The sequence below is a fragment of the Actinomarinicola tropica genome (assembly GCF_009650215.1).
In the GTDB taxonomy this organism is placed as follows: Bacteria; Actinomycetota; Acidimicrobiia; order Acidimicrobiales; family SKKL01; genus Actinomarinicola; species Actinomarinicola tropica.
In genome coordinates this window covers 1,838,818-1,851,741 of record NZ_CP045851.1, presented here as the reverse complement: position 1 = coordinate 1,851,741, position 12,924 = coordinate 1,838,818, and the positions used below count along the sequence as shown (strand labels likewise).

General features: G+C 73.7%; 11 protein-coding genes. 1 reads left to right on the top strand and 10 read right to left on the bottom strand.

Translation table 11 applies throughout. The features are described from left to right. Window positions 1-10 precede the first annotated feature (10 nt). Window positions 11-1,210 carry an epoxide hydrolase family protein gene (locus GH723_RS09080; protein ID WP_153759341.1) on the bottom strand — a complete coding sequence of 400 codons (1,200 nt, stop codon included), beginning with the start codon at window positions 1,208-1,210 and terminating at the stop codon, window positions 11-13. Between the two features lie 61 nt (window positions 1,211-1,271). Here GH723_RS09080 and GH723_RS09075 point away from each other — a divergent pair, with 61 nt between their 5' ends. Next, a complete protein-coding gene (locus tag GH723_RS09075) occupies window positions 1,272-2,225 on the top strand; it encodes a helix-turn-helix transcriptional regulator (RefSeq protein WP_153759340.1) in 954 nt (317 codons plus the stop codon). Between the two features lie 9 nt (window positions 2,226-2,234). Here the strand turns inward: GH723_RS09075 and GH723_RS09070 are convergent, their stop codons facing one another. The 9 genes from GH723_RS09070 to GH723_RS09030 all read right to left on the bottom strand — a co-directional run bounded on the left by GH723_RS09070 (window position 2,235) and on the right by GH723_RS09030 (window position 12,919). Beyond that, entirely contained in the window at window positions 2,235-2,753 is a 519-nt protein-coding gene (locus tag GH723_RS09070) for an HD domain-containing protein (protein WP_153759339.1), read from the bottom strand. 6 nt (window positions 2,754-2,759) lie between these two features. Continuing rightward, window positions 2,760-3,089 carry a TraR/DksA family transcriptional regulator gene (locus tag GH723_RS09065; RefSeq protein ID WP_153759338.1) on the bottom strand — a complete coding sequence of 110 codons (330 nt, stop codon included), beginning with the start codon at window positions 3,087-3,089 and terminating at the stop codon, window positions 2,760-2,762. 52 nt (window positions 3,090-3,141) lie between these two features. Beyond that, window positions 3,142-4,074: a site-specific tyrosine recombinase XerD gene (gene xerD, locus GH723_RS09060; RefSeq protein WP_153759337.1), complete on the bottom strand. Its 933-nt coding sequence runs from the start codon at window positions 4,072-4,074 to the stop codon at window positions 3,142-3,144. A 1-nt stretch (window position 4,075) separates the two neighbouring features. Continuing rightward, window positions 4,076-4,636, bottom strand: coding sequence for an NUDIX hydrolase (locus GH723_RS09055; RefSeq protein ID WP_153759336.1), 561 nt, complete (start codon window positions 4,634-4,636; stop codon window positions 4,076-4,078). After that, a complete protein-coding gene (locus GH723_RS09050) occupies window positions 4,633-6,288 on the bottom strand; it encodes a CTP synthase (RefSeq protein WP_153759335.1) in 1,656 nt (551 codons plus the stop codon). The genes GH723_RS09055 and GH723_RS09050 overlap by 4 nt, the downstream gene beginning before the upstream one ends. A 79-nt stretch (window positions 6,289-6,367) precedes the next feature. After that, complete coding sequence (locus tag GH723_RS09045; RefSeq protein ID WP_153759334.1) at window positions 6,368-7,222, bottom strand: hypothetical protein; 855 nt, start codon at window positions 7,220-7,222, stop codon at window positions 6,368-6,370. Next, window positions 7,219-10,134 carry a glycosyltransferase gene (locus GH723_RS18795; RefSeq protein ID WP_229023212.1) on the bottom strand — a complete coding sequence of 972 codons (2,916 nt, stop codon included), beginning with the start codon at window positions 10,132-10,134 and terminating at the stop codon, window positions 7,219-7,221. Before GH723_RS18795 ends, GH723_RS09045 begins: the two co-directional genes overlap by 4 nt. Then, window positions 10,134-11,765, bottom strand: a complete 1,632-nt coding sequence (murJ, locus tag GH723_RS09035) for a murein biosynthesis integral membrane protein MurJ (protein ID WP_153759333.1) — start codon at window positions 11,763-11,765, stop codon at window positions 10,134-10,136. The genes GH723_RS18795 and murJ overlap by 1 nt, the downstream gene beginning before the upstream one ends. Continuing rightward, window positions 11,762-12,919 carry a copper transporter gene (locus GH723_RS09030; RefSeq protein ID WP_153759332.1) on the bottom strand — a complete coding sequence of 386 codons (1,158 nt, stop codon included), beginning with the start codon at window positions 12,917-12,919 and terminating at the stop codon, window positions 11,762-11,764. The genes murJ and GH723_RS09030 overlap by 4 nt, the downstream gene beginning before the upstream one ends. Window positions 12,920-12,924: the final 5 nt, after the last annotated feature.

Sequence of the window (12,924 nt, the reverse complement as noted above, 5' to 3'; positions counted from 1 at the left end):
TCCGCCCCCGTCAGTCGTCGTCTCGCCGAACGAGCCGGACGAACCGGCGGAGGTCCTCGACGACGAGATCCGGCGCGTCGTGCGCCGCCCAGTGGCTGCCGCGGTCGTGCTCGGTCCACGTCACGATGTTGGCGTGGTCCCGCTCGGCGAACCGGCGGACCGTCGACATGTCGAAGGCGAAGCTCGACAGCGCCAACGGCACTGCGGTCCGCTCTGCGGGTCGGCGCGCGTGGTGGTTCTCGAAGTAGAAGCGGGCCGACGACGCCGCGGTGTTGGTGAACCAGTAGATCGAGGCGTTGGTCAAGATGACGTCGGGGTCCTGTCCGGCCAGCAGCTGCAGGATCCAGGCCAGCTGCCCGACGGGTGAGTCGGCCAGGGCGTGGGCGATCGTCTGGGGTTGGGCCCGCTGGCTGCTGTCGTGGATCGCACGCTCCAGGAACGACTGCGCGAACTCGAGGGGGGCGAGCTCCTCTGCCGTCAACCCGTCGAGCTCGCCCGGCTCCCCGTTCGGGAACGAGAAGATCTGGTCGACGTGGACGCCGATGACGTGGGCTCCGTCGACCTGGCCGAGGAGCGGTGCCACGATGGCGCCGGCGTCGTTGCCGTGGGCCACGTAGCGGTCGTAGCCGAGACGCCGCATCAGCTCTGCCCACGCCCTCGCGGTCCGGGCCGCGTCCCAGCCGCGCTCATGGGTCGGCCCGGAGAAGCCGAACCCCGGGAGGTCGGGGATGACGACGTGGACGGCATCGGCGGGATCGGCCCCGTGGGCGCGTGGATCGGTGAGCTCGTCGACGAGCCCCATGAACTCGACGAAGGTGTTGGGCCACCCGTGGGTGAGGATGAGCGGCGTCGCGTCCGCCTCCGGTGATCGGACGTGCACGAAGTGGATGTCCTGGCCGTCGATGGCGGTGGTGAAGTGGGGGCGAGCGTTGAGCTCGGCCTCCACCCGACGCCAGTCGAAGTCGTCTCGCCAGCGGTCGACCAGCTCGCGGACGGCTGCACCGGGGACGCCGTACTGCCAGCCGGGCATCACGGGCCCGCCGGCGGGCAGGTCGGCCAGCTCCGAGGGCGGGAGCTCCTCGGCGAACCGGGTGCGCGCCAGCCGATCCCGGAGGTCGTCGATCGCCGCCTGCGGGACGTCGATGCGGTACGGCCTGATGGACGTGTCGTCGCTCGAGAGACGGGTGGTGGATGCGGTGGAGTTGCTCATGCGGCGACCGTAGGACGGCTTTAGGCATGTTACGTTCCTCAATCTGCGGCACCATGGCGGCATGTCCACCGCCGCTCGACTCCTGGACCTGCTCGCACTCCTGCAGGTGCCCCGCTCGTGGCCGGGGCAGGAGCTCGCCCAGCGCCTCGGCGTCGCCCCGCGGACGCTGCGCAACGACGTCGAGCGGCTGCGGTCGCTCGGCTACCGCATCGACGGCGTGCGCGGCCCCGCCGGCGGCTACCGCCTCGGGTCGGGGGCCCGGATGCCCCCGCTCCTGCTCGACGAGGAGGACGTCGTCGCCGTCGCCGCGTCGCTCCTCACCCAACGGGGGCACGTCGCGGGTCTCGACGAGAGCGCCGAGCGAGCCCTCGCCAAGCTCGAGCAGATCATGCCGCCGGCGCTCCAGCGGCGTGCAGCGGCCCTCCGTGTCGCGGTCGTCCAGGTGCCGGCGGACGCCCCCGCGGCGCCCGTCGACGCGGAGGTCCTCTCGGTGGTCTCGGCGGCATGCCGCGACCACGAGGTCCTCCGTGCCGACTACCGCCGCCACGACAGCGCCACGACCGAGCGCCGGATCGTCGAGCCGTACCGCATCGTGACGTGGGGGCGCCGCTGGTACCTCTACGCCTACGACACGGTCCGGCGGGACTGGCGCACGTTCCGCATGGATCGACTGGTCCCCAACCCGCCCGCAGGTCCCCGGTTCGCCCCCCGACCCCTGCCCGTGGACGACGTCGCCGCCCACGTCTCGCGTGGTGCCGCCGCGGCGGCGTGGACGCACCGCGCGACCGTCGTCGTCCTCGCCCCCGCCGCCGAGCTCGCCCACGTGCCTGGCGCAGCAGGCACGATCGAGCCGTTGGACGACCGCACGTGCCGGTTCACCACCGGAGCCGAGGACCTCCGCACGCTGGCTGTGCACCTCGGGCGCCTGGGGTGGGACTTCCGGGTCGAGGAGCCGGACGAGCTGCGCGACGAGCTGCGGACGCTGGCCGAGCGGTACGCACGCGCCGCCGGATGACCCGACGGCTCAGTCGTCGTCGGCGGCCTTGAGGGCGTGGGCGACGCGGGGGTCGAGGGTCCACATGTGCTCGGGCCAGTGGTGCTCGCGCGCCCAGGTGACGGTCAGCGGGTCCGACCCCGCCATGTCGAGCTGGTCCGCGCCGATCACGTCGTGCTGGAGGTACAGGCCCACCCGCCGGGTGAACCCCCGCTTCTTCGCCCAGTGGTCGGCCATCTCGTGCCCGCCGACCATGGCCGACACGCTGGCGACGACCCGCCCGTAGGTGCGCAGACCCGAGGTGGTCTTGCCGACGTCGTGGAGCAGCGCAGCGGCGAGCACGGGTCGGGTCGCCTCGTGGCCGAGGGCGCGCTCCACCCGGCGTGCGACCGCCACCGAGTGACGCCGGTCCGGACCCGACATGCGGTCCCACAGCTCACGTTCCGAGTCGAGGAGGTGCTGCGCGGCCCAGGACACGTCGACGGCGGGCGGTCCGCCGGGGCGGAGCGAGCCGACGAAGCGCCGGGCGAGGTGGCCGAGCGCCGCCACGATCCCTCAGGCGTGGTCGATGCAGCGGCGCGTCGTGGGCATGGCCTCGAGGCGCGCCTCGGCGATCGGCTGGCTGCACACCTCGCAGAGCCCGTAGCGGCCCTCGTCGAGGGCCTTCAGTGCTTCCTCGACGTCGTCGAGCTGCTCCCGCAGGCTGCCCGCCAGCGCACGAGCCTCGCCCATCTCGGCCGCGACCTGGGCGGAGTCGGCGAAGTTCTCGTCGTGGGCCGGCGCGCCGTCGGCGTCGCTCGCGAGCTCCTCGATGTGCTTGCGCAGGCGCACGCGCTCGGACTCCAGCTCGTCACGCACCGCGTCGGAACCACCCACCTCGGCCATCGGTCCAGGCTACTCCCCCTGCCCCTCGTTCGACCGGAGGGGCTCCCTCCCGTCAGCGAGCGGCGCCCACGGACGCTCGGGGGTGCGCCGCGTCGTACACGGCCCACAGCCGCTCGGTGGAGACCAGCGTGTACACCTGCGTCGTGCTCACCGACGCGTGGCCGAGCAGCTCCTGGACCACCCGGAGGTCGGCGCCGTGGTCGACCATGTGGGTGGCGCACGAGTGGCGCAGCACGTGCGGCGTCAGCCGGTCGCCGAGGCCGGCGGCGTCGCCCCACCGGGTGACGACGCCCCACGCGCCCTGACGGCTGAGCCGGCCGCCACGCTGGTTGAGGAAGAGCGCCTCGGCGTCGCCGCGGCGTCGCCACTGGCGGGGGACGAGGGCCGGGCGCCCCGGCTCGTCGAGCCACGCCTCGAGGGCCAGGCCCGCGTGGCGGCCGATCGGCACCACCCGCTCCTTGCTGCCCTTGCCGAACACCCGCATCCGGGCGGCGACGAGGTCGACGTCGCCGAGCGACAGGCCGACCAGCTCCGAGATGCGCACCCCCGTGCCGTAGAGGACCTCGAGGATCGCCCGGTCGCGGCGGGCCGGCGCCTCGTCGCCGACGACCGCGGTGAGCAGCCGGTCGACCTCGTCCTCGCTCAACGCCTTCGGGATCCCGCGCGGCACCTTGGGCGATTCGACGTCGGCCACCGGGTCGCGCTCGGCCAGGTCCTCGTCGACGAGGAAGCGGTGGAGGTTGCGCACGGCGACCACCCGCCGCGCCCGGGTCCGCGGAGCCAGCCCCGCCGCCTCGAGGTCGGCGACGAACCGCTCGACGTCGTCCTGGCCGGCGTCGAGGAGTGAGAGACCCCGGTCGCGCAGGTGCGCGACGTAGGCCCGCAGGTCACGTCGGTACGCCTCGACCGTCGATGCCGCCCGACCGCGCTCCGCTGCCAGCCAGGTCAGGTACTCCTCGACCTCGAGGGGCAGCGGCTCGGTCACCTCAGTCGTCGAGGCGCTCGCGTGCGAGCAGGAGGCCCACGACCGTCTTGCCGTCGGTGATCTCGCCCGACCTCACCCGCTCGACCGCCGCGTCGAGGGGCACGCGGTCGACGACCATGTGCTGCTCCTCGATGCCGTCGGCCTCGCGTCCGACCTCGGTGAGGCCCACCCCGAGGACGATCGCTGTGCTGTGCGTGGTGAACCCCGGTGCGGGGTGGAACGACGTGAGCACGGTGACGTCGCGCACGTCGTAGCCGGCTTCCTCTCGCAGCTCGCGCCGGCCGGTGTCCTCCGGCGACTCGCCCTCGACGTCGCACATGCCGGCGGGGATCTCCCACATCTCCCGGTCGACCGCCCCCCGGTACTGGCGCACGAGGACGACCTGCCACTCCCCCGACGGCCCGCGGTCGACGGGGACGATGCCGACGGCGTTCGGGGTGTGCACCACGTCCCGCTGGAACTCGTCGCCGTCGGGGCCGACGAAGGTCGACTCGGTGAGCCGGACCAGGTAGCCCCGGTGGATCTCGCGCTCGCCGACCCGACGGAAGCCGGCGTCGGTCACGACCCGGCCGCCACCTGCCGCTCGGCGGCGAGCTCGAGGAGCCGGGGGTTGCGGCCCTCGGCCCGGGCCAGCGCGGCCCGGATCAGCCCGTCGAACAGGGGCGCCGGCCGGTCGGGACGGCTCTTGAACTCGGGGTGGGCCTGGGTGCCGACCCAGAACGGGTGGCCGTCCAGCTCGATGAACTCGACCAGGCGCCCGTCGGGCGAGGTGCCCGAGCACACGAAGTCGGTGCCGTCGAACTTCGAGCGGTACCGGGGGTTGAACTCGTAGCGGTGCCGGTGGCGCTCGCTGACGACGGTCTTGCCGTACAGCTCGGCGACCTGGGAGCCCGGTGCCAGCTCGGCGACGTAGGCGCCGAGGCGCATCGTGCCGCCCATGTCGGTGACGTCGCGCTGGGTGTCCATCAGGTCGATGACCGGGTGGGGCGTCTGGCGGTCGAACTCGGTGGAGTTGGCGCCGGTGAGCCCGAGCACGTTGCGGGCGTACTCGACGGTCATCACCTGCATGCCGAGGCAGATGCCGAGGCACGGGATGTCGTGCTCGCGGGTGTAGGTGGCCGCCGCGACCTTGCCCTCGGTGCCCCGCTCGCCGAACCCGCCGGGGATGACGATGCCGTCGAGCTCGCGGAGGCGGCCGTCGACGAGGAGGCCCTCGACCTCCTCGGCCTGGATCCACTCGATCTGCATGTCGGCACCGTGGGCGAACCCGGCGTGGCGGAGCGACTCGACGACCGACAGGTAGGCGTCGGGGAGGCTGACGTACTTGCCGATGATGCCGATGCGCAGCGGGGTCGTCGCGGCCTCGACCCGGTCGACGAGCGCCCGCCACGGGGCGAGGTCCGGCGCAGGGGCGTCGAGGCGCAGCACGTCGCACACGTAGTCGTCGAGGCCCTCGTGGTGCAGCACGAGCGGGATCTCGTAGAGGCTGGGCGCGTCGGCGGCGTTGACGACGGCGTCGACCGGCACGTCGCACAGGTTGGAGATCTTGCGCTTCAGGTCGTCGGAGAGGGGCTCCTCGGACCGGCAGACGATGGCGTCGGGCTGGATGCCCCGGCTGCGCAGCTCGGTGACCGAGTGCTGCGTCGGCTTGGTCTTCTGCTCCCCCGCCGGCCCGATGAACGGCACGAGGGTGACGTGCACGTAGCAGACGTTGTCGCGGCCGACGTCGAGGCGGAACTGCCGGATGGCCTCGAGGAACGGGAGGATCTCGATGTCGCCGACGGTGCCGCCGACCTCGGTGATGACGACGTCGACGTCGTCGGTGGCCAGGCGGCTGATGCGGCGCTTGATCTCGTCGGTGATGTGCGGAATGACCTGGACGGTCTTGCCGAGGTAGTCGCCGCGCCGCTCGGCGGCGAGGACCGACGAGTAGATGCCGCCGGTGGTGGCGTTCGAGTCCTTGGTGAGGCTCTCGTCGATGAACCGCTCGTAGTGGCCGAGGTCGAGGTCGGTCTCACCCCCGTCGTCGGTGACGAAGACCTCACCGTGCTCGAAGGGGTTCATCGTCCCCGGATCGACGTTGATGTAGGGGTCGAGCTTCTGCATGGTGACCCGGAGCCCCCGGGCCTTCAGCAGGCGGCCGAGCGAGGACGCCGTCAGGCCCTTGCCCAGCGAGCTCACCACACCACCTGTCACGAAGATGTGCTTCGCCACCTGGGTCTCCTCCGTCGGCACCACGACGGGATCGCAGCGTACCCGACGAACCGGGCGCCGAGGCTCACATCGGTGTGATTCACGTCATGGGCCGGCGCCCGAGCTGGTCCAACCAGCGCAGCGCGGGCGTGCGGTCGATCACCGCGGAGAACGAGATGCGCTCGCTCACCAGGTTCAGGGCGAGGAGGACGACGAGCACCGCCAGCTGGGTCCACGGCCCGGTCGTCGCGACCACCGCGAGGCCGAGCACCGCGCCGATCGGGTTGGCACCGGTGTCGCCGAGCATCACCGACTCGCGCAGCTCGGCGACGAGGAGCCCGAGCGCGGCACCGACCACCGCGGCGGCCGGCCCGACGAGCCACCGCTCGTCGGGGGCGGCCGTGACGAGCAGGACGACGAGCGCCGCCACGGCGATCTTGGTCACCCGGCCGGGCGCGCGATCGAAGAGGTTCGCCGTGTTGGTGGCGAGCGCCACGACGCCCGCGGCGACCACCCACTCCCACAACGGTCCGTCGGTGGCGGTGAGGGCGACGGCGGCGAGGCCGCCCCCGAGGAGCTTGATGCCGCCGGTGGTGAGTCGACCGCGGTACAGCGCGCCGAGGTGCCCCCGGAAGCCGCGGTCCTCCCCCTGGGCCAGGAGGTCGTCGACGAGCCCCAGCACCGCGAAGACGCTCACGATGGCAACGACGGTGAACGCCTCGTGCATCTCGGGCAGGACGGAGTCGGGTTCGGCGACGAGCCGAAGGATCACGCTCGCGACGGCGAGCGGCGGGAGCAGGGCGAGAACCAGCACCACGCCTCCCGCGGTCGGGACGTCGATGCCGCGCACGTTGCGCCTCGCCAGGGTCGGGTGGTCGAACACGGGTGCGGCGAGGCGCCAGACGAGTGCCGCCGAGAGCGCGGCGATGACGAGCGCGAGGACGACCGCTGTCACGACGCCTCCGCCGCGGCCCGGGGGCCGTGGAGGACCGCCGGGTGGTGCGAGTCACTGAGCGCGAGGAGCGTCAGCAACGGGCCGAGGTAGACGAAGGCGAGCGCGGCGACGACGACGCCGCTGTCGTTGACCAACCACCCGAGCACGCCGGTGGCGAGCGTGCCGATGACCGCGGCCCGCACCGCGGACCCCATCGGCAGCAGGCGCCGCCAGCCTCGGGCCACGACGAGGACGTAGAGGGCGAACACCGCGATGATCGGCACCATCCACGCCCAGATCGACTGGCGCAGCACGCGCAGGTTGGTCGCCCACTTGCGGCTGATCGTCGTCCAGAAGTTCCCCTGGTCGTCGCCCGACGCGAGGACGAACCGAGCGAGGTGCGAGCGGTCGTCGGGGTCGCGCAGGAGGTCGAGGCCGACGGCGAGCGCGAGCACGACGAGCGTCGCGACGCCGGCGAGGACGAGGACCTTCATCGAGATGCGCCGGCCCGCGAGCGCCCAGAGCGTGAGGGCGAACACGGGGACGTAGGTCAAGATCCCGCCGACGTCGGCCCCGAGCTGCGGGGCGCCGTCGGCGACGAGGACGACGAGGAACATCGCCCCGGCCGCGGCCAGGGCGTCGCGGCGGCGTGGTGCGTGGTGCACGTGGAGCGCTGCCGCGACCACGGCGCAGGCGCCGAACACGGCGAAGGTGGTGTTGCCGAACCCGGTGAAGCGTGCCGCGGTGTGGGGCGAGTACCCGAGGAGGCTCGACATCTGCAGCGGGGCGCCGAAGGCCATGTCGAGCAGCAGGAGGAGGACCGTGAGGCCACAGATGAGGGCCAGCGGCACGAGGGGCCGCCGCCGGACCCTCGCCGCGGCGAGCGCGATCGCGAGCGCGACCAGCCACAGCACCACGTGCGCGCCACCGCCCAACCGGTAGACCGACGGCACCAGCCGCAGGAGGAAGGTGGCGAGGGGCCAGGCGGCGAAGGTCAGGACGAGGATCCGTGCCGGTCCGACGAGGTGGCGCGCCATGTCGGGGGCCAGGCGGAGCACGAGGAGCACCGCCGCGTAGCCGAGCGCCTGCACGACGATGAACGTCAGGGCGATCGGGTAGTAGATGCGCTCCCGCCCGTTCGCGGTGTCGTTCATCGACTGGAGGCGGTCGAGGTCGACCGATCCCGCCTGGTAGCGCAGCGGGGCGCCGATCATGTCCGCCGGGATGTCGGCCCCGATGGCGTCGAGCACCGTCGGGGCCACGTCGGTGAGCGTGACGAGCCCGGTGCGCTGCGTGGACGGCGAGTGCAGGTAGCCGGGGCGCACCCCGGCGCCGCTCGCGACCATCGGCGTCAGGGACCACGTGGAGGTGGGCGGCGTGAGCCCGACGACGAGGAGGAGCGTGTCCTCCGGCAGCCGGTCGTGCAGCTCGCCGACGAGCGTGTCGACGCTCGTGAGCGCGGCGCTGCGCAGCTGGTCGCGCTCGCTCTCGGTCATCACCGAGTCGTAGTCCCGCAGCCGGTCGAGGTCCCCCGGGTCGACGGTGACGACGTGCGCCTCCTCGAGGGCGGCCAGCGTCGTCGCGACCATCGCCTCGGTGTCGGCCATCGTGCCGAACGGGGCCGACGGGTCCTCCCGGAGCAGCTCGGGCCCCACGGCACCGTGGTCGACGAAGCCGTCGGAGCGCATGACCGCCACGGCGGCCGGGCGCGAGATCGTCAGGTCGCCGTCGGGCTGGATCCGGTCGGCGTTGCCCACCGTGGCGGTGCGCAGACCGGCGGCCGTCAGGGCGTCGCCGAGGGAGCCGGGGAGGCTCGGCACGTCGTCGCCGGCGTTGTCGATGACGAGCGGCGTGTTCACGATCGCGATCTGGCCCGTCACCTCGCTGCCGGTGCGCCGGGCCGTCACCTCCCCCGCCGTCGTGTTCTCGTACGGAGTATCGGAGGCGTAGGCCGCGCTGGCGATGAGGTTGGCCCGGACCCGCGACCCCGCGCCGAGCGTCGCCCAGGCCTCGACCGTCGACGGGCGACTCGACAGGGTGCGGACGCTCGCCGCGGACAGCGCGCCGCCGTCGCGCCACAGCGCATCGATCTCCGGCACGATGCCGGCGTCCAGGTCGTCGAGCGAGAGGCCGGCGACGCCGACGACGACGACCCGCTCGGCCCCGGTCGTGGCCGCCGCGCCCGTCGGCGTGGCCGCCTCGGCCCCGACGAACAGGCCCGCCAGCACGGCCAGCGTCAGCACCCCGAGCAGGACGGCGCGTGCCGGCCCGCCGACCAGGCGTGGCCACAGCGCTCGGACGATGTCCGCGCCCTGCCGGCCACGGTGCCGGAACCCGGCGAGCGATCGACCGGTGTGGAGGTGCTCGATCTCGGCCTCGACCTCCTGCACCCGCGCGCCCGCCCGCACGGCGTCGATCGTGAGCGCGACCTCGAGCCCGAAGCGCTCGGCGCTCTCGAGGCCCCGCAGCAGGTCGGCACGGACGGCCCTCTGGCCCGAGAGCGGCGCGCGGGCCTCGAACCCGCTCGCCCGGCGGATGCCGCGCGTCGCCATGTCGCGCACCTTCCCGAACCCGCCACGACCGGCGGCGGGCGGCAGGACCGCGATCGTCATGTCGGCCTCGCCGGCGAGGACGGGCGGGAGGAGCCGCGCCGTCTCGGCTGCGGTCTCCTGGAGGTCGGCGTCGACGAGCAGGAACACGTCGGCGTCGGGGCTGGCGGCGACACCGGCCAGCACCGCGCCGCCCTTGCCGCGGTTGGCGGGGAGCTGGAGGACCTCCGCCCCGGCCGACCGGGCGGCGTCGACGGTGCCGTCGCTCGACGCGTCGTCGACGACCAGCACCCGGGCGACACCGGGGATGGCCGCGGTGGCGCGCACCGTCGCCGCGATGCGGGGCGCAGCGTTGAAGGCGGGGACGAGGGCGACGACGACCATCAGCGCAGCACCCTCCCCGGTCGTCGGAGCACGCGCAACTCGTCGCTGTGGGCCAGCGCGTGCAGGCCGACGTAGGCGAGGGCGCCGCCGAGCCCGCCGAGCGTCAGGGATCCGACGGCGGCAAGCCGCGTGTCGATGCCGATCGAGGACGCGACGCCCCACGCCGCGACGCCGGCGAGCGCGGCGAACGCCGCATCCCGCAGGATCGTCGCGCTCAGGCGCACGGTGCCGATGCGCCGCCGGAGGGCCGGCAGCAGACCGAGCGCGCTGGCGGTGACGACACCGGCGTGGGTGAGACCGAGGACGAGCAGGCGAGCGTCGCCGTCGAGCACCTCGGTGCCGACGACGAGGACGACGGCACCGACCCCGGTGGCGACGAGGCTCACGAGGGTCGGGCTGCGGGTGTCGCCTGCGGCGTAGGCGGCTCGGGTGAGGAGGAACGATGCGGCGTAGCCGAGCAGGCCGACCATGTAGCCGCTCGTGGTGAGCGCGACCAGGTCGGCACCCGCCACGTCGAGGTTGCCGAGACGGACCACCTCCAGCAGCGGCCGGGCGAGCACGCCGATGAGCACGCTGGCGGGCAGCAGGATGAAGCTCATCGAGCGCAGGCCCCAGGAGACGTCGTCGGCGGCCTCGTGGGGGCGTCCGGCGGCCACTGCGGCGGCGAGGCGCGGGTAGAGCGTCGTGGTGAGGGGGTTCGCCAGGAGGGCGTACGGGAGCAGGAAGAACGTGAACGCCACCTGGTACGCGACGACACCGCCCGACACCCGACCGGCCACGACGACGGTGGCCATGGCGAACACCTGGTTCAGCCCGAGGTGGCCGGCGGCCCACGCGCCCTGGGCGGCCAGCGGACGCAGGCGCGGGTCGTGCAGGTCCCAGCGGGGGCGCAGCGTCAGGTCCGTGCGGCGCAGCGCCACCAGGGGCACGAGCGTCATCGCGAGCACGCCGACGGTCGCCCCTGCGCCGAGCACCAGCTTCTCGACGAGATCGAGGTCGAGGCTCGGGGGCGCACCGTCGCGCAGCAGCCAGAAGGCCCCCATGGCCGAGATGACCACGAGGTTGTTGAACACCGGGGCGATGGCGGCCGCCACGAACCGGCGCTCGGCGTGGAGCAGCGCCGTGGCGACCGAGCCGCAGGCGTAGAGGAGGACCTGGGGCAGGAAGAACCAGAGCAGGAACACACCGAGCGCCCGCTGGTCCGCCCGGAGCCCGGGGTCCTCGACCCCGGCGGTCAGCAGCCCCATCAGCTGGTCCGCGAGCAGGAGCGCCGCGGCGACCACCGCCGTCAGGGCCACGAGCGCAGCCCCGAGCAGGATCCCGCCGAGCCGCGCGGCGTCCTCCCGCCGTCCCCGGTCCACCAGGTCGACGAAGGTCGGCACGAGCGCCGCGGAGAGCAGCCCGCCGGCCAGCAGCTCGAAGAGGATGTTGGAGACCAGGTTGGCCGCCTGGTACGTGTCGCCGAGGGCCGTCGCGCCGAGCGCGGCGGACATGGCGACGACGCGCAGGAGGCCCGTCGCGCGCGACGTCAGGTTGAGCACGGACACGAGCGCCGTGGCGCGACCGATCCCCCGGGCGCCCTGGGGCTCGCCGGACCCCGTCGTCGGGGGTGCGGGCGTCGCTGCCGTCACCCCGCCGCCGGGAGCAGGGCGCCGGCCCCCTCCGCCACGCCGTAGTGGCCGACGCCGGGATCGGGCGCCGCGAGGTCGGCGAGTCCCAGCACCGTGGCCGCCTGGCCGATGAAGTGGCGCGCCATGTCGACGGTGGTCAGCGAGAGCCGCATCTGCGGGTCGTTCCGCACCAGATCGACGAGCGGGCCGGCCGCAGGGGCGGCATCGTCGTCCAGCTCCGCCTCGGGGTCCTCCACGGGCTCGGGCAGCGGTTCGATGACGACCACCGGTGCCGGATCGGCCGCGGCGAGCTCCTCGAGCAGCGGGAGCAGCGCGGCCTCGATCGGCACGTCGCTCTCGGGGGTCTGGACGACGACGAACCGCGCCGCCGCCTCGGGCAGCGGCGTGCCCGCCTCGTCGGGCAGGAACTCGAGGTACCCGCGTTCGAGGAGCGCGGCGAGGAGCAGCCCGTTCGGCTCCGGCGGGGTCGTGGTCGTCGTGGTCTCGGGTGCGGGATCCTGCACCGGCGCGTCCTCGACCGCCTGGTCGGTTCCGTCCTCGGTCGCCTGGTCGGTCCCGTCCTCGGTCGCCTGGTCGGTCCCGTCCTGGGGCGTCGCGTCGACGCCGTCGTCGGTGACCGTGGGCGTCTCCGGCTCGGGGTCCGGCGGGAGCTCGGCGGCGACCAGCATCTCGTCGGCCAGGTCCCGCATCACCCTGGTGCGCACGAGGTCTGCCTCGGCGACGGGCTGCTCGGTCAGCTCCGCCAGCTCGGCCACCTCCCCCTCGTCGAGATCGGTCCACCGACCGGTGAACCGCAGGATCCCGTGGACCTGGGCACCGGCGTCGCGCAGCGAGCGGCGGGTGAGGTCGACGAGCGACTCGTCGACGCCGCCGGTGGCGACCACCAGGACGGGGACGTCGGTGAGGTGGCCGGCGTACAGCGCCGTGCCCTCGGTGGTCAGCCGCTCGTCGAGCTCGGCGATCTCGTCGAGTCGGCCGCGCAGCTCCGCGTTCTCACCGTCGGTGCGGTCGAGCCGCTCGGCCTGCTCGTCGAGCCGGTCGTTCAGCGTGTCGACCAGGCCCCGCTGGATGAGCGTCGAGCCGAGCGCGACACCGATGCCGAGCGCGAGGAACACGGCGGTGATGGAGACGATGTGGTAGCGGAGGTTGATCATGGGGC